General features: G+C 71.6%; 14 protein-coding genes. 10 read left to right on the top strand and 4 right to left on the bottom strand.

The annotated features are described in order from the left end of the window. The first annotated feature begins 11 nt into the window (after window positions 1-11). From ACZ5L9_RS19755 to ACZ5L9_RS19710, 10 genes are all read left to right on the top strand, one after another. Complete coding sequence (locus tag ACZ5L9_RS19755) at window positions 12-1,613, top strand: ABC transporter substrate-binding protein (protein WP_464531483.1); 1,602 nt, start codon at window positions 12-14, stop codon at window positions 1,611-1,613. A 33-nt stretch (window positions 1,614-1,646) separates the two neighbouring features. Next, a complete protein-coding gene (locus tag ACZ5L9_RS19750; protein ID WP_464531480.1) occupies window positions 1,647-2,645 on the top strand; it encodes an ABC transporter permease in 999 nt (332 codons plus the stop codon). Then, complete coding sequence (locus tag ACZ5L9_RS19745; RefSeq protein ID WP_464531476.1) at window positions 2,645-4,585, top strand: dipeptide/oligopeptide/nickel ABC transporter permease/ATP-binding protein; 1,941 nt, start codon at window positions 2,645-2,647, stop codon at window positions 4,583-4,585. The genes ACZ5L9_RS19750 and ACZ5L9_RS19745 overlap by 1 nt, the downstream gene beginning before the upstream one ends. Beyond that, complete coding sequence (locus tag ACZ5L9_RS19740; protein ID WP_464531472.1) at window positions 4,582-5,343, top strand: ABC transporter ATP-binding protein; 762 nt, start codon at window positions 4,582-4,584, stop codon at window positions 5,341-5,343. Before ACZ5L9_RS19745 ends, ACZ5L9_RS19740 begins: the two co-directional genes overlap by 4 nt. Window positions 5,344-5,353: 10 nt before the next feature. Continuing rightward, window positions 5,354-6,748 carry a serine hydrolase domain-containing protein gene (locus ACZ5L9_RS19735; protein ID WP_464531468.1) on the top strand — a complete coding sequence of 465 codons (1,395 nt, stop codon included), beginning with the start codon at window positions 5,354-5,356 and terminating at the stop codon, window positions 6,746-6,748. Window positions 6,749-6,756: 8 nt separating this feature from the next. Further along, window positions 6,757-7,872, top strand: a complete 1,116-nt coding sequence (locus tag ACZ5L9_RS19730) for a M20 family metallopeptidase (protein ID WP_464531467.1) — start codon at window positions 6,757-6,759, stop codon at window positions 7,870-7,872. After that, a complete protein-coding gene (locus ACZ5L9_RS19725; protein WP_464531463.1) occupies window positions 7,869-8,612 on the top strand; it encodes a GNAT family N-acetyltransferase in 744 nt (247 codons plus the stop codon). Before ACZ5L9_RS19730 ends, ACZ5L9_RS19725 begins: the two co-directional genes overlap by 4 nt. Continuing rightward, complete coding sequence (gene menC / locus ACZ5L9_RS19720) at window positions 8,609-9,733, top strand: o-succinylbenzoate synthase (RefSeq protein ID WP_464531459.1); 1,125 nt, start codon at window positions 8,609-8,611, stop codon at window positions 9,731-9,733. Before ACZ5L9_RS19725 ends, menC begins: the two co-directional genes overlap by 4 nt. A 17-nt stretch (window positions 9,734-9,750) precedes the next feature. Then, window positions 9,751-11,403 (top strand): PucR family transcriptional regulator, encoded by a 1,653-nt coding sequence (locus tag ACZ5L9_RS19715; protein ID WP_464531455.1) that lies wholly within the window; start codon window positions 9,751-9,753, stop codon window positions 11,401-11,403. A gap of 84 nt (window positions 11,404-11,487) precedes the next feature. Further along, entirely contained in the window at window positions 11,488-13,512 is a 2,025-nt protein-coding gene (locus tag ACZ5L9_RS19710) for an MDR family MFS transporter (RefSeq protein WP_464531451.1), read from the top strand. Between the two features lie 7 nt (window positions 13,513-13,519). Here ACZ5L9_RS19710 and ACZ5L9_RS19705 read toward each other — a convergent pair whose 3' ends face one another. From ACZ5L9_RS19705 to ACZ5L9_RS19690, 4 genes are all read right to left on the bottom strand, one after another. Further along, window positions 13,520-13,723 (bottom strand): hypothetical protein, encoded by a 204-nt coding sequence (locus ACZ5L9_RS19705; RefSeq protein ID WP_464531447.1) that lies wholly within the window; start codon window positions 13,721-13,723, stop codon window positions 13,520-13,522. Between the two features lie 68 nt (window positions 13,724-13,791). Further along, the gene (locus ACZ5L9_RS19700; RefSeq protein ID WP_464531443.1) at window positions 13,792-15,807 is read right to left on the bottom strand and encodes an FAD-dependent oxidoreductase; all 2,016 of its coding nucleotides are present in this window, start codon (window positions 15,805-15,807) and stop codon (window positions 13,792-13,794) included. Next, complete coding sequence (locus ACZ5L9_RS19695; RefSeq protein ID WP_464531439.1) at window positions 15,807-16,349, bottom strand: PadR family transcriptional regulator; 543 nt, start codon at window positions 16,347-16,349, stop codon at window positions 15,807-15,809. The genes ACZ5L9_RS19700 and ACZ5L9_RS19695 overlap by 1 nt, the downstream gene beginning before the upstream one ends. A 46-nt stretch (window positions 16,350-16,395) precedes the next feature. Continuing rightward, window positions 16,396-16,845, bottom strand: a complete 450-nt coding sequence (locus ACZ5L9_RS19690) for a DMT family transporter (protein WP_464531436.1) — start codon at window positions 16,843-16,845, stop codon at window positions 16,396-16,398. Window positions 16,846-16,882 lie beyond the last annotated feature (37 nt).

The raw sequence follows: 16,882 nt of genomic DNA, 5'->3' as shown, positions 1-16,882 counted from the left end.
AGAGGAACCACATGAGGTCCATCCGGAAGAACGCCGTCGTGGCCGTCTCGCTCACGGTGGGCGCCGCCCTCAGCCTCGCTGGTTGTGGCAGCTCCGACTCGAACGGCTCCGGCAGCGGTGCCAAGACCTACGTCGACGGGGCCACCTTCACGATGGCCTCCTCGTCCGACCCGGGCGCCCTCGACCCGCAGAGCGGTGTCGGGCAGGCGCTCTTCCAGGCCAACGTCCTCGCCTACGACTCGCTGGTCTCGCTCGACACCAAGGGCCAGATCCAGTCGCAGCTCGCCAAGAGCTGGAAGGTCGACGGCACCACCGTCACGTTCGATCTCAACGACGGCGTCACCTGCGCGGACGGCTCGCCCTTCACCGCCCAGACCGCAGCCGACAACATCACCTACGTCGAGAACCCGAAGAACAAGAGCCCGTACCTGGGTGTCTTCGTCCCGGCGGGCGCGAAGGCCACCGCCTCGGGCTCGACGGTCACCGTCACCCTGGCCTCGCCGTCGCCGTTCGTGCTGGCGGCGTTCGCGAACCTCCCGATGGTCTGCGACGCCGGCATGAAGGACCGCTCCACCCTCAAGAGCGCGACCGACGGCACCGGTCCGTACGTCCTCAGTGAGGCCGTACCCGGCGACCACTACACCTACGACGTTCGCAAGGGCTACACGTGGGGTCCGGCGGGCGCGACCACGGCCGAGAAGGGCATGCCGGCCAAGATCGTCGTCAAGGTCATCGAGAACCCGACCACCACCGCCAACGAGCTGATCGCCGGGACGCTGAACAGCGCGGCGGTGCTCGGCCCGGACGCCCAGCGGCTCTCGGCGATGAAGCTCTTCCAGGTCGACACGCTCGCGATGATCGGCGAGGAGTGGCTCAACCACGCCAAGGGCCACGCCACCAGCGACCCGGCCGTACGCAAGGCGCTCACCCAGGCCGTCGACCTCAACGCCCTGATGAAGGCGCTCACGGGGGGCACCGGCAAGACGCCGACCCAGCTGACCCTGCTGCCGCCGACGGTCTGCACCTACGACGCCATCAGCGGCAATCTGCCGTCGTTCGACGCCGCGGCCGCCGACGCCACCCTCGAGGCGGCCGGTTACGCCAAGGGCTCCGACGGCTTCTATGCCAAGGACGGCAAGAAGGTGACGATCAACCTGCTCGTCGACAGCGCCATGGGCACGGGTGCCGGCGCTGCCGGAGAGCTCGCCGTCAAGGCATGGAAGGACGCCGGCATCGACGCGAGCTTCCAGCAGAAGGGCACCGCCGCCCTCCAGGGCACCCTCTTCGGCAGCGGCGACTGGGACCTGGCCTGGGAGCCCGTCAACGTCAGCAACCCCGACCAGGTGGTCCCGTTCCTCTCGGGCGCCGGCGCTGCCGACGGGGGCACCAACTTCTCCGGCATCGACAACGCCGACTACTCCGCCGACGTCACCAAGGCGATGGCGATGAACGGCGCCGAGGGCTGCGACACCTGGAAGGCGGCCGAGGCCGCGCTCTACCAGCAGTCCGACATCGTGCCGTTCGCCGCCAACGTGCTGCCGTCCTTCGGCAAGGGCGCGGAGTTCTCCTTCCTCGGCAGCCTGGTCCCGACCAGCATCCGGATGCTCGGCTGACAGACCCGTACGACCTCACGAGATCTCGGATTCATGACCACAGTGACATCAGCGGCCGCCCCGGCCGGTACGACCTCCCTGCCCGGTGGACGCTGGACGCGCTTCGCGCTCCGGCGCGGCGGGCGGCTGCTGGTGTCGCTGTGGGTGCTCGTCACCGCGTCGTTCTTCATGATCCACGCGGTTCCGGGAGACCCGGTGCGCGCGGCGCTCGGCACCACCGCACCGGCCGACCTGGTCGCGGCGAAGCGAGCCGAGTTCGGCCTCGACGACCCGATCTGGCGCCAGTACCTGCATTACCTGAACAACCTGCTCCACGGAGACCTCGGCACGTCGTTCGTCACCCAGCTCCCGGTGCGCGACATGATCACGCAGCGGCTACCCGCCACCGCCGAGCTGGCCGTGCTCGCGTTCGTGGTGGCGGTCGGGATCGCCATCCCGGTAGGTGTCACGATCGCGGCGCTGACGCGGCGCGGCCGGGGCCGACGCATCGAGCTGGCCTTCGCCTCGGTCAGCGTCGTGCTCGCCGCGATCCCGGACTTCTTCCTCGGCGTCGCGCTGGTCTGGATCTTCGGCGTCACGCTGCACGCCCTGCCGGTCGCCGGTCGTGACGGGCCCTCCTCGTTTGTGCTGCCGGTGATCGCGCTCGCGGTCGGCCCGGCCGCCGTTCTGGCGCGCATCGTGCGCGTCGAGATGCTGGCGGTCCTCGAGACCGACTACATCCGCACCGCGCGCGCCAAGCGGTTGCCGGCCCTGCGGGTGACGCTCATCCACGCCCTGCCCAACGCCGTCACCGCGACGATGACGATCGGCGGCATGTTGCTCGGCTCGCTCATCGCCGGCACGGTCCTGGTCGAGAACGTCTTCGCCTGGCCCGGGCTCGGCAGCACGATCGTGCAGTCGATCACCACCAAGGACTTCCCGATGGTGCAGGCCACGGTGCTGGTCTACGGCGCCGGCGTCCTGCTGATCAACACCCTGGTCGATGTGGCACTCGCGCTGCTCGACCCACGCTCGACGATCGGGGAGAGCTGATGAAGCGCTGGAGCCGCGTGGTGCGGACCCCGATCGGCATCGTCGGCATCGCGATGCTCGCGATCGTGCTCGCCCTGGCGATCCTCGGGCCGGTCCTGTGGGGCCACCGCGCCGACGTCGTCGACACCGACAACCTGCTCGCGGGTCCCTCGCAGGAGCACTGGCTCGGCACCGACAGCCTCGGGCGCGATCTCTTCGCCCGCGTGCTGGTGGCGACCCGTCTCTCGGTGGAGCTCGCTTTGCTCGCCACGGCGGTCGGCGTCCTCGTCGGGTTCGCCCTGGGGGCGCTGCCGCTGCTGGTCGGACGCCGTGCGGGCCGGCTGGTGACGGCGAGCGTCAACATCATGGTGGCCTTCCCCGGACTGCTGCTGGTGCTCTTCTTCGCGATCGTCTTCGGCGTCGGCGCCCGGGGTGCGGTGCTCGCGGTCGGGCTCGCGGGTGCACCGTCCTTCGCCCGGCTGTGCCAGACCCTGATCGCGGGCGTCTCCTCGCTGGACTACGTCGCCGCCGCCCGTACGCTCGGCGTCAGCCGGATGCGCGTGCTGGCGCGTCACATCCTGCCCAACATCGCCGAGCCGCTGATCGTGAACGTCACGATCAGCACCGGCGGAGCGCTGCTCTCGTTCGCCGGCCTGTCCTTCCTCGGTCTCGGCGTCCAGTCGCCGAGCTACGACTGGGGCAAGCTGATGCAGGACGGGCTCGCCGGCATCTACATCCACCCGGCCGCGGCGATCGCGCCGGGCTTCGCGGTGATCTTCGCCGGCCTCGCGTTCAACCTGGTCGGCGAGGCGATCGCGCGCACCTTCGGCGTCTCGCCGCTCACCGGCCTGGTCGACCCCGTCCCGGCGTCGGCCTCCGGTGCCGGCGTGGCGGCGACCGCACCGGAGCACCACCACGACGGCGCGGCCGACGCGGGCACCGTCCTGGACGTGCGCGACCTGTCGGTCGCGTTCCCCGGCCCCACCGCGCCGGTCCGTGCGGTCCGTGGTGTCTCGCTCGTGATCCGGCGCGGCGAGGCCATCGGCGTGGTGGGGGAGTCAGGCTCGGGCAAGTCCGTGACCGCCCTGGCCATCGCCCAGCTGATCGAGGCCCCCGGCGTCGTCGACGCCGAGGCTCTGACGTTCTGCGGCGCCGACCTGCTCGACGGGTGCACGGACCGTGAGCGCCGCACCCTGCTCGGCACCTCGCTCGCGGTCGTCTTCCAGGACCCGATGACCTCGCTCAACCCGGGCCACCGGATCGGCGGTCAGCTCGCCGAGGTCGCCCGCCAGCACCTTGGTCTGGGACGTCGCCGGGCGCTGGCTCGCGCCGTCGACCGGCTCGGGGCGGTCCGGATCCCCGAACCCGAGCGACGCGCCAGGCAGTATCCCTTCGAGTTCTCCGGCGGCATGCGGCAGCGCGCCATGATCGGCATGGGCCTGATGGGCACCCCACGGCTGGTCATCGCCGACGAGCCCACCACCGCGCTCGACGTCACCGTCCAGCAGCAGGTGCTCACGCTGCTGCGTGAGATCCGCGCCGAGCACGACTCGGCACTGCTCTTCATCAGCCACGACGTCTCGGTCGTGGCCGAGCTCTGCGACCGGGTGCTGGTGATGTACGCCGGCCGGATCGTCGAGGAGCTGCCCGCGGCCACGCTGCACACCGGCGCGAGGCATCCGTACACCCGGGCGCTGGTCGCCGCGGTGCCCGACATGGAGACCGATCTCGACGCGCCGCTGGCCACCATCGCGGGGCTGCCACCGGCGCCCTCGGAGCTGCCGGAGGGCTGCGCCTACGCGGCCAGGTGTCCGCTCGCCGATGCCCGATGCCGTCAGCAGGAGCCGGCACTCGAGTCCGATGCCGCGGGTGATCGCGTCGCGTGCTGGCACGCGGGGGAGCCGCTGCCGCTCACCCTCGCCCCGACCCGTACCGAAGCGACCGAGGAGGCCTCGGCATGAGCAGCCTCGAGATCCGTGACCTGATCGTCGCCTACGGTGCGAGCACCGTCGTGGACGGTGTCTCGCTGAGCGTGCCGTCCGGCGCGATCGTCGGTCTGGTGGGCGAGTCGGGCTCCGGCAAGTCCACCATCGCGCGCGCCGTCGTCGGACTCGCCCCGGTCACCGGCGGGCGGATCGAGCTGGACGGAAGGCCGGTGCCGCGCAGCGGCCGTCGCCGGCCGGTGCAGATGGTCTTCCAGGATCCGTACTCCTCGCTCGACCCCCGGATGACGATCGGCGAGTCCATCGCCGAGGCGTTCCCCGAGCGTCTCGGACGCGCCGCGCGCCGGGCGGAGGTCGAGCGGCTGCTCGCCCTGGTCCATCTCGATGCGTCCCGCGCCGACAGCCTGCCCGGCCAGCTCTCCGGTGGGCAGCGCCAGCGCGTCGCGCTGGCTCGTGCACTCGGTGGGCGACCCGAGGTGATCATCGCCGACGAGATCACCTCGGCGCTCGACGTCTCGGTGCAGGGTGCCGTGCTCAACCTCGTGCGCGAGATGCAGCGCGAGCTCGGCCTCTCGCTCCTCTTCATCTCCCACAACCTCGCCGTGGTCCGGTACGTCGCCAGCCACGTGGCCGTCATGCATCAGGGCCGCATCGTCGAGGCGGGCCCCACCGCGTCGGTCCTCGGCGACCCCCAGCACGACTACACCCGCCAGCTGCTCGCCGCCGTCCCCGGACGCGGTGGTCATGCCATCACCCCAGCCATCACCCACCCCTGAGGAGTCTGCAGTGAACCGCACGATCGACACCGCCCACTGGGAGCAGCGTCTCGCCGAGCTGATCGAGAAGCATGAGGTCCCGGGCGCTCAGCTCGGCATCCTGGTGATGGGCCAGGACGGCGCCGAGGACCAGGTCTTCACCACCGCCGCGGGCGTGCTGCACGCCGGCACCGGCCAGCCTGCCAGCACCGACTCGGTCTGGCAGATCGGCTCGGTCTCCAAGGTCTGGACCGCCACCGTCGTGATGCAGCTGATCGACGAGGGCAAGTTCGCCCTCGACACCCCGGTCCGCGAGATCATCCCGAGCCTCGAGCTCAACGACCCGCTGGTCACCGAGAAGGTCACCGTCTTCCACCTGCTCACCCACTCGAGCGGCATCGACGGCGACGTCTTCACCGACACCGGCCGCGGCGACGACTGCCTCGAGAAGTACGTCGCCGAGCTCGGGACCGCCCAGCAGAACCATCCACTCGGCGCGACGTGGTCGTACTGCAACTCCGGCTTCTCCCTGCTCGGCCGGATCATCGAGGTCGGCACCGGACTGACCTGGGACCAGGCGATGAAGGAGCGGCTCTTCGCGCCGCTCGGCCTGACCCACACCAGCACCCTTCCCGAGGAGGCGATGGTCTTCGCCCACTCCATGGGGCACATGAAGGGCGGCGCCGAGCCGGTCGTCGCGCCGGTCTGGGGTCTGCCCCGCTCGGTCGGGCCGGCCGGCCTGATCACCGCCACCGCCACCGACGTGCTCTCCTTCGCCCGCCTCCACCTCACCGGCGGCATCGCCGGTGACGGCGCCCGGATCCTCTCCGAGGACAGCGCCGCCGCGATGGCCGCCTACCAGGTCGAGTGTCCCGAGAAGGACCTCCTCGGCGACTCCTGGGGCCTCGGCTTCTTCCGCTGTGACTGGAACGGCCGCCGCGCGATCGGCCACGACGGCAACACCATCGGCCAGGCCGCATTCCTGCGCCTGCTGCCCGACGCCGGCATCGCGGTCGCGCTGAACACCAACATCGGCAGCGCGATCCCGCTCTACCGGGAGCTCTACAGCGAGATCTTCGCCGCCCTCGCCGATGTCGAGTTCCCGGCCGCGTTCGCGCTCCCCGCGGAGCGCCCCGACGTCGACGCCAGCGCGTACGTGGGGACGTACGAGCGGGCATCGGTCCTCGAGGAGGTCTACCTCGAGGAGGACAAGGTGTACCTGCGGACGTCGCTGTCCGGGCCGATCGCCGAGCTGGAGGGCTCCGAGCCGGAGACCCATGAGCTGCTCCCGGTCGGTCCGGCGCTCTTCGCGCTGCAGCCCGAGGCGGGTGTGGCGAACTACTACCCGGTGCGTTTCTACTCGCTGCCGACCGGCGAGTCCTACCTCCACTACGGCGCCCGGGCGACCCCGAAGAAGAGCAGCTGAGACCGACGATGACCACCATCCCGGTGCCCGCGCTCGACGAGCTGCTCGCAGACCTGCGTGCGCTCGTCGAGTGCGAGTCACCCTCCAGCGACCTCGCCGCGGTCGCACGCTCGGCGGACCTGGTCGCCACGCTCGGGGAGGCCCGGCTCGGGTCGGCCCCGGAGCGGCTCGCCATCCGGGGGAGCAGTCATCTGCGCTGGAGCTTCGGCGGGGAGACCCGGGTGCTGCTGCTGTGCCACCACGACACGGTGTGGCCGCTCGGCACACTCGAGGAGATGCCGTACGCCGTCCGCGACGGAGTGCTGCGCGGTCCCGGCTGCTTCGACATGCTCGCCGGTCTGGTGATGGCGTTCCACGCGGTTGCCGCGCTCGAGGACCGGACCGGGGTCACCCTGCTGGTCACCGGGGACGAGGAGATCGGCTCGCCGACCTCCCGGCAGCTGATCGAGGAGACCGCCGCGGGCGCCGCGGCGGTGCTCGTCCTCGAGGCCTCCGCCGACGGCGGAGCCCTCAAGGTCGCCCGCAAGGGCGCCTCGATGTACGAGCTGCACGTCACCGGCCGGGCGGCCCACGCCGGCCTCGAGCCGGAGAACGGAGTCAACGCGGGCGTCGAGCTGGCCCACCAGATCCTCGCGCTGCTGGAGCTGGGCGACGACTCGCTCGGCACCTCGGTCACGCCGACCGCGGCCTCGGCCGGAACCACCACCAATACGGTGCCCGCCCGGGCCGTGCTCAGCATCGACTCGCGGGCGTGGACCATCGCCGAGCAGCAGCGGGTCGACGCCGCCATCCGGGCGCTCACTCCGGTCCTGCCGGGAGCCGCCCTCGAGCTGACCGGTGGGATCAACCGACCGCCGTTGGAGGAGTCGGCCTCGATGGGCCTGTACGCCCGGGCCGCCGCCGTCGCGGAGCGCCTCGGCCTGCCGGTCGTGACCGGCGCCCGCGTCGGCGGCGCCTCGGACGGCAACTTCACCGCGGGGATCGGGGTGCCGACGCTCGACGGTCTCGGCGCCGTCGGCGGGGGTGCGCACGCCCGGACCGAGCACGTCGAGGTGGACCGCCTCGTCGATCGCACGGTCCTGCTGCGGGCGCTGCTCACCGACCTGCTCGGAGGCACGTCATGACCGCCGCGTTGACCCCGGCGATCGAGGCGGGCGTGGAGCTGCGCGAGCTCACCGAGCTGGACGACCTGCACGAGCTCGCCGATCTCCTGGTCCGGATCTGGGGCGCTCCCGAGCCGCTGATCAATGCCGATCTGCTGCGCGCCTTGAGCAAGGCCGGCAGCTACGTCGCCGGAGCGTTCGTCGAGGGCCGGATGATCGGCGGTTGCATCGGCTTCCACGAGGAGCCCGCCGCCCGCACGCTGCACAGCCACGTCGCCGGGGTGATGCCTGAGTACGTCGGGCGACGCGTCGGGCTCGCGCTCAAGCACCACCAGCGGGACTGGTCCCTGGCCCGCGGCATCACCGCGATCGAGTGGACCTACGACCCGCTCGTGGCCCGCAACGCCCACTTCAACATCGCCAAGCTCGGCGCCCGCCCGATGGAGTACCTCACCAACTTCTATGGCGTGATGGCCGACGCCATCAACGGCAACGACGACTCCGACCGGATCCTGGTCCGCTGGGACCTCGTCTCCCCGCCGGACCCGGAGGGCCCCGCCGCCGGGACCGACTGGGTCGAGGTGCCCGTCGACATCGAGGCGATGCGGGCCGCGGACCCCGCCGAGGCCCGCCGGTGGCGGGTTCGTGTCCGCGAGGCGCTCGCCCCCCGGATGGCCGCCGGCTGGCGGGTCGTCGGCTTCGAGCGCTCCCGGGGCTATCTGCTCGCCCCGCCCGCCCCTGACCTTGGAGGAGAACGATGAAGCTGCACGGAGTCGAGCTGCGCAGGATCGACATGCCCCTGGTGGGTCCGTTCCGGACCTCCTTCGGCACCCAGACCACCCGCGACATCCTGCTGCTGCGCGCGATCACCGACGAGGCCGAGGGCTGGGGCGAGTGCGTCGCCCTGATCGATCCGGTCTACTCCCCGGAGTACCTCGGCTCCGAGGCCGACGTGCTCAAGCGGTTCTTCCTGCCGGTGCTCGGGTCGGAGCGGGGCAAGCGCGCCCTGGAGCAGTTCGGCGCACCGGCCGTGGCCGACCTGCTGCACCCGTTCAAGGGTCACCGGATGGCCAAGGCGGCACTGGAGATGGCGATCCTCGACGCCGAGCTCCGCTCCACCGGCCGCTCCTTCGCCCGTGAGCTGGGGGGCGTGCACGAGACCGTCCCCAGCGGTGTGTCGGTCGGCATCTTCGAGACGATCCCGCAGCTGCTCGACGTCGTCGGCGGCTACCTCGACGAGGGATACGTCCGGATCAAGCTGAAGATCGAGCCCGGATGGGACATCGAGCCGGTCAGGGCCGTACGGGAGCGCTTCGGCGACGACGTGCTGCTCCAGGTCGACGCGAACACCGCGTACACCCTGCGCGACGCCCGGCATCTCGCCAGGCTCGACGCCTTCGACCTGCTCCTCATCGAGCAGCCGCTGGAGGAGGAGGACGTGCTCGGCCACGCCGATCTGGCCAAGGTCGTCAGGACGCCGATCTGCCTCGATGAGTCGATCGTCTCCGCGCAGACCGCGGCAGCGGCGATCCGGCTCGGCGCCTGCCAGGTCGTCAACATCAAGCCGGGACGCGTCGGGGGCTACCTCGAGGCCGTCAAGATCCACGACATCGCGGCCGCCAACGGCCTCGCCGTGTGGTGCGGCGGGATGATCGAGAGCGGGCTGGGGCGGGCCGCCAACGCGGCGATCGCGTCGTTGCCGGGCTTCACGCTGCCCGGTGACATCTCCGCCTCGAACCGCTTCTACCGCGTCGACATCACCGAGCCGATCGTCCTCGAGGACGGTCAGATCCGGGTGCCGACCGGTCCCGGACTCGGCGTGACTCCGCTGCCCGAGGTGCTCGAAGAGGTGACCACCTCCACGGAGTACGTCGCTCTGTGAGCCGTATGCTGCCGCCCGTGAGTCAGCGGCCGCGCGCGAGCCTGGGCCGGGTGCTCGCCGATCTCGGCGACACCCTGCTCGAGCTGCTCTCGGGTCCGCCCGACGACGACTCCGGCGCACATGGTCGGGAGATCGACGGCATCGTCATCGACGACCCGGACGACGAGCCGGTGATGCCCGCGCGTTCGCTCGTCCTGGGGATCGGCGCCACCGACCTGCGCCGCCTGGTCGAGCGCGCCGGTGAGCACGAGGCGGTCGGCGTGATCGTCCGGTCGGCCGAGCTCGACGAGGACGTACGGGCGGCGGCGGACCGTGCGGACGTGGCCGTGCTCGGCCTGCGCCGCGGCGCGACCTGGGCCCAGCTGACAGCGCTCCTGCGATCGTTGTTGGCAGAGGGCGATGTCGGCGTGGTGGGGGAGTCACTCGGCGGACTGCCGTCCGGCGACCTCTTCGCCGTCGCCAACGCCGTGGCGGCACTGCTCGACGCCCCGGTCACGATCGAGGACCGCAGCTCACGCGTGCTCGCCTTCTCCGGGCGCCAGGACGAGGGCGACGCCTCCCGCGTGGAGACCGTGATCGGGCGGCAGGTGCCCGAGCACTACGCCCGCGCGCTGACCGAGCAGGGTGTCTTCCGCGACCTCTACCGCCAGCACGCCCCGGTCGTGGTGGACCCGGTCGCGTTGGGCTATCCGAGTGTGACCAAGCAGCGCGTCGCGATCGCCGTCCGCGCCGGCGACGAGGTCCTCGGCTCGATCTGGGCGGTGATGGAGGGCGAGGTGACGCCGGAACGGGCGGCCGCCTTCGCCGAGGCCGCCAACCTGACGGCTCTGCACCTGCTCCGGGTCCGCGCCGGTGCGGACGTACAGCGCCGGCTGCGCACCGACCTGGTGGCGACCGCGGTCGAGGGTGGCGCCGGTGCCACCCAGGCGCTGGCCCGGCTCGGCCTGCTGGACAAGCGGCTGCTCGTCGTCGCCGCTGTGCCGCAGGAGGAGACCGACATCAGGTCGGACGGGTCCGAGGCCGGACACGACTCCGGACGTGCCAACCGGGTCGAGCGCCTGGTCGACGCGCTCGGCGCCCACCTCAGCGCGGTGGTGCCGCAGGTCGCGGTCGCCCAGATCGGCGGCACCGTCTACGCCCTGCTCCCCGTCACCTCGACCCCCGACCCGTACGAGGCCGAGGAGCGGGCGCAGCGCCTGCTCGGCGAGTTCGGCGAGCGGGTCGCCGGCAGCCTGCCCATGATCGCCGCGATCGGCTCGATCGACGCCGAGAGCGGTGGCCTCGCCCGGTCTCGTGCGACGGCCGACCGCGTGCTGCGGGTGCTGCGTGAGGGGCTCGTCGCGACCCGGGTCGCGCGCCTCGCCGACGTTCAGACCCAGTCGCTCCTGCTCGAGTTGCGCGACCTGGCGATCGCGCGCGGCGAGCGACCGGTGGGTGGGCTGGCCCGCCTGATCGCGTACGACCGGCGCAGCGATGCCAGCCTGGTCGACGCGCTGTCGGCCTGGCTGGACGCGCTCGGCGACGTCAGCCGCGCGGCGGCCGCGCTGTACGTCCACCCCAACACGCTGCGCTACCGGTTGCGGCGGATCGGCGAGGTCAGCGGACTGGATCTCGACGATCCGGAGCAGCGCTTCGCACTGATGCTGCAGCTGCGAACCCTGACCCGTTAGCCGGGAGGTGCCAACGCGGGCGGCGGCCGTCTGCCATGCTGGCCCGGTCGGATCGGTCGGTCGGTCGAGCGTGGGGGCATACGCATGGCAGCAGCGGATGTGACGGCGGAGGAGAGCGGGACGGTCGGCCAGCTGAGCAGGCGCCGGATCAACCTGATCTTCGGCACGGTGCTGCTCGCGATGCTCCTCTCGGCACTCGATCAGACGATCGTCTCCACCGCGCTGCCCACGATCGTGTCCGACGTCGGCGGCGCCGGCCACCTGTCCTGGGTCGTCTCCTCCTACCTTCTGGCGGACACGGTCGCGACCGTGCTGGCCGGGAAGTTCGGCGACCTGTTCGGGCGCAAGGTGGTGCTCCAGGTCTCCGCGGTGGTGTTCGTGCTGGCCTCGGCGATGTGCGGCCTGGCCAACGACATGCTCTGGCTGATCGCCTGGCGCGCGATCCAGGGGCTCGGCGCCGGCGGGCTCGCGGTGACCGCGACCGCCCTGATCGCGGACGTGATCCCGCTGCGCGAGCGCGGCAAGTACCAGGGCGCGCTCGGCGCGGTCTTCGGCGTGACGACCGTGGCGGGCCCGCTGCTCGGCGGGTTCTTCACCGACCACCTGTCGTGGCGGTGGGCGTTCTACATCAACCTGCCGATCGGCGTGCTGGTCGTCGCGATCGCCAGCGTGACCCTGCCCAAGATCGGCACCGTCGCGCGCCCGGCGATCGACTATGCCGGCATCGTCTTCGTCGGGATCGGTGCATCCCTGCTGACCCTGGCCGTCAGCTGGGGCGGCACCGAGTACCCGTGGGGATCGGCCACCATCATCGGCATGTTCGCCGGTGCCGTGGTGGCGCTGACGCTCTTCGTCTGGGTCGAGTCGCGAGCCGCCGACCCGATCCTGCCGCTGCGGCTCTTCCGCGGCCAGGTCTTCAGCATCAGCGTGGTGCTCTCGTTCATCGTCGGCTTCGCGATGCTGGGCGCGATGACGTTCCTGCCGACCTATCTGCAGTACGTCAAGGGCGTCTCTGCGACGGCGTCGGGCGTACGGACGCTGCCGATGGTGCTCGGCCTGTTGGTGACCTCCATCGCCGCCGGCGCCATCGTGGGCCGCACCGGCCGCTACAAGGTCTTCCCGGTCGCGGGCTCGCTGATCATGGCCCTCGGGCTCTTCCTGCTGTCCCGGGTCGGCGCCGACACCAGCGTGTGGATCTTCTCCCTGGACCTGCTGCTCCTCGGTGCCGGCATCGGCCTGTGCATGCAGATCCTGACCCTCATCGTGCAGAACACCGCGGCCTTCCGCGACCTCGGCGTCGCGACATCGGGCGTCACGTTCTTCCGCACGCTGGGCGGCTCGTTCGGTGCCGCCATCTTCGGCACCGTCTACGCCAACAAGCTCGGCGACCGGCTGATGAACGCTCTCGTCGAAGCGAAGATCACCGACCCAGCCGCGATCGGCACGCCCGCCTCGATCCACGCCCTGCCCGCGGAGCAGCAGGCACCGATCATCAATGCGTACGCCCAGACCATCCAGGACGTCTTCCTCTACGCCGTGCCGGTCGCGCTGCTCGCCTTCCTCGTGGCACTCGCGCTCAAGGAGGTGCCGCTGCGTGACTCGGCGCGCGCCGGCGCGAGCGACGTGGGCGAGGGCTTCGCGATGCCGGAGAAGGCCGACAGCGTCCTCACCCTTCAGCGGGCGATCGTCCGGCTGCTGCGCTCGGCGGGGGTCGAGGGCCTGCGAGCCGTGCGGGTGGAGTCGGGCACCGCTCTGGATGCCTCGGCCGCCTGGTGCGTCGGTCAGATCTCCGTGCGCCGGAAGATGGGCGAGCCTGCCGACCTGGCGAGCGTGGCGCGCCGCTACCGCCTCCCGGGTGCGGTGCTTGCGCCGGCGTTCGCGGCGAGCGTCGCCTCCGGCTACCTCACCGGCGACGAGCGCGGGTACGCCGTCACCGAGGCGGGCGCCGAGCAGCTCGCGGTGCTCTCCGCGGCGTTCCGGGACTGGCTCCTGCGCGAGCTCGCCGACTGGGACGTCGACGACGACACCCAGCTACACGAGGCGCTGGCCAGCCTGGCGCGCCGGATGGTCGAGGACGAGCCCGCTCTTCCGGAGGCCGTCGCCGGCTGACGCCAGCTCAGTGCGCGGGATGGTGCCGGAAGTGCAGGGACAGGTGATGGCGGCGCCTGATCGGCCCGGGAGCCGAACCGGGCGCCGAACCGTGCGCGTGGTGGTGGGTGCGCGTGAGCCGCCCCGTCACGCCGAGCATCGCGACGCCGAGCACCCCCAGGAGCACCAGCGTCTGGAGGGTGAACCACAGCAGCCAGGCATTGGCCGACACGACGCACCTCCTTCCGTGTCGCCTCCCACGGTGCCACGCGAGGCGGCTGCGGTCTACCGGGCCGCTTGCTAGAGGGCAGCGGCCAGTCGGGTGCCCTGGTCGATCGCCCGCTTCGCGTCGAGCTCGGCCGCGACATCAGCACCGCCGATGAGGTGCGCGCTGGCGCCGGCCCCGACGAGCTCGTCGTAGAGCGAGCGGACCGACTCCTGACCGGCGCAGACGACGACGGTGTCGACGTCGAGGGCGACGGGGGCGCCGTCGATCGCGTAGTGCAGCGTCGTGTCGCCGCCCGATGCCTCGATCCGGTCGTAGGTCGCACCCGTCACCATCCGCACGCCTGCCTGCCTCATCACCAGCAGATGTGCCCAGCCGGACGTCTTGCCCAGGCCGAGGCCGATCGGGGTCTCCTTGCGCTGCAGCAGAGTCACCTCCCGTACGGGCACGTGCTCGGCCTGCCGGGTCAGGCCGCCCGGCGTGGTGAAGGTGGGGTCGACGCCCCAGCGCGCCATCCAGCCGGTGAGATCCTCGGCGGGGTCGTGGGTGAGCCAGTGGCACAGGTCGACGCCGATGCCGCCGGCACCGATGACGGCGACGCGCTTGCCGGGCACGGCGCGCCCCCGCAGCACGTCGGCATAGCTGACGACGTTCGGGTTCGACGCGCCCTCGAGGGTGATCTCTCGGGGCGCGACGCCGGTCGCGACGACCACCTCGTCGTACGCGCGCAGATCCTCGAGGCTCGCCGTCGTCCCGGCGCGGACCTCCACGCCCAGCACGTCGAGACGGCGGGTGTAGTAGCGCAGCGAGTCGGCGAAGTCCTCCTTGCCGGGGATCGCCATCGCCAGCCGGAACTGCCCGCCCAGCTCCGCGTCCTTCTCGAAGAGCGTGACAGCGAAGCCGCGCTCCGCCAGCGTCACCGCGGCGCTCAGGCCCGCCGGGCCGGCACCCACGACAGCGGCGCGCCGGATGCGTCGCGTGGGCGAGATGACCAGCGTCGTCTCGTTGCAGGCTCGCGGGTTGACCAGGCAGGTGACCTCCTTGCCGGAGAACCCGTGGTCGAGGCAGGCCTGGTTGCAGGCGATGCAGGTGTTGACCTCGTCCGCGCGCCCCTCGGCGACCTTGGCCACCAGGAACGGGTCCGCGAGCAGCGGGCGAGCCATCGACACCATGTCCGCCTCGCCGGCGGCGAGGATCTGCTCTGCGAGCTCGGGGGTGTTGATCCGGTTGGAGGCGATGACCGGCACCGGGACGGCGGCCTTCAGGCGAGCGGTGTAGGCGGCCCAGGCGCCGCGCGGAACCTGCGTGATGATCGTCGGGATCCGCGACTCGTGCCAGCCGATGCCCGTGTTGAACGCGGTCACCCCGGCCTGGACCAGCGCATGGGCCAGCTCGACGGTCTCCTCCCAGGTCTGGCCGTCACGGATCAGGTCGACCAGGGAGATCCGGAAGACGACCGGGAAGTCGGGGCCGACCGCTGCTCGTACGGCGTGCGCGATCTCGACCGCCAGCCGCATCCGCTTCGTCGCGGAGCCGCCGAACTCGTCGGTGCGGTCGTTGGTGGCGGCGGCGAGGAACTGGTTGATCAGGTAGCCCTCGGAGCCCATCAGCTCGATCGCGTCGTAGCCCGCCTCGATCGCGAGCCCGGCGGAGCGGGCGAAGTCGGCGACCAGGTCCCAGACCTCCGCGGTCGACAGCGCGCGCGGGACGTAGCGGTTGATCGGCGCCTTGATGGTCGAGGCGCCGACGCAGTCCTCCTGCTTGGCGTACCGGCCGGCGTGCAGCAACTGCAGCGAGATCCGGCCGCCGGCCTCGTGCACCGCGTCGGTCACCACCCGGTGTGCGCGAGCGTCCTCGACGGTGGTGAAGTCGCTGCCGCCCTCCACCAGTCGGCCCGACGGGTTGACGGCGTACGCGCCGGTGACCATCAGGGCGACGCCGCCGCGGGCGCGCTCGGCGAAGTAGGCCGCCAGTGCGGGCAGATCCTCGGCGGCGTCCTCGAGACCGGTGTGCATCGAGCCCATCATGATCCGGTTGGGCAGGGTCAGGCTGCCGAGCGTGATCGGGCTGAGCAGGTGGTCGTACGCCATCAGTTGGTCTCTCTTCCGTGGGCGGTGAGGTACTCGCGCAGCCAGGCCGCGGCCGACTCCTCGCCGAGGATGCCGCCGCGCAGGACGAGGTACTGGTCCAGCTCGAGGCCGGTCAGGGCGCTGGGATCGGGGTAGTCGCGGGCGCACAGCGCGCGGTAGTGCCCGAGCCGCTCGATCCGGTCGCGCAGCGCCTGCTCGACGACGTCGAGGACCGCCGCCCGATCGCCGAAGGACGCCCCGCGCATCTTGACCGCGAGATCGCTGCGCACGGGGTCGGGGGCGGCGGGGCCGCCGAGCCAGTCGGCGAGGAAGGCCTCACCGCCGGGGGTCACCCGGTAGACCTTCTTGTTGGCCGCGGCGTGCTGCTCGACCACCGCGGAGGCGACCAGGCCGTCGGCCTCCATCCGCGCCAGGACGCGGTAGATCTGCTGGTGGGTGGCCTGCCAGAACTGGCCGATGGAGCGCTCGAAGCGCCGGGTCAGGTCGAGGCCGGATGCGGGCTGCTCGCGCAGCGAGACGAGAAGGGCGTGCTCCAGGGCCATGCGACCGATGGTCGCAGGCTATGCAACAAGTTGCAAGGAGGGTTACTCAGAGGCGAGCGCCGTCGTCCCAGGGGTCGCGGGGCTCGCGAGGCATGGAGAAGACGAGATAGCCGAACCCGAGCAGGAAGCCGAGCGCCACGAGGACGACCAGCCAGTTGGGGATCCACCAGTCGAACGACACCCGCGCGATGAAGAGCAGCACGGCGACGACCGGTGCGCCGAGAACACCGAGCCACGCGACGAACCGCTCGGGCGTGGTCCGGGGGAGCGAGGGCCGCGGCGCGACGAAGCGGTCGTGGTCGTAGACATCGACGTCATCGTCGTCGTAGACATCGGAATCGGGGACGAAGGTCTCATCGATGTCGTCGCCGAACGGAATGACGTCCTCGATCTCGGGCTGGTCGGCCAGCTCGACGCGCTCGCCGAAGTTCTCCACGATCTCCCGCCAGGCCGCCTCCTGGGCGGCCTTGTCGGGGTCGCTCACCGGTTCGCTCACACCACCAGGGTAGGACGCCCTCCCAGAGACGGACAGG

The organism is Nocardioides sp. JCM 18998 (assembly GCF_055391535.1).
Note: the sequence above shows the minus strand (reverse complement) of the source record. Positions and strands in the feature narration are given on the sequence as shown.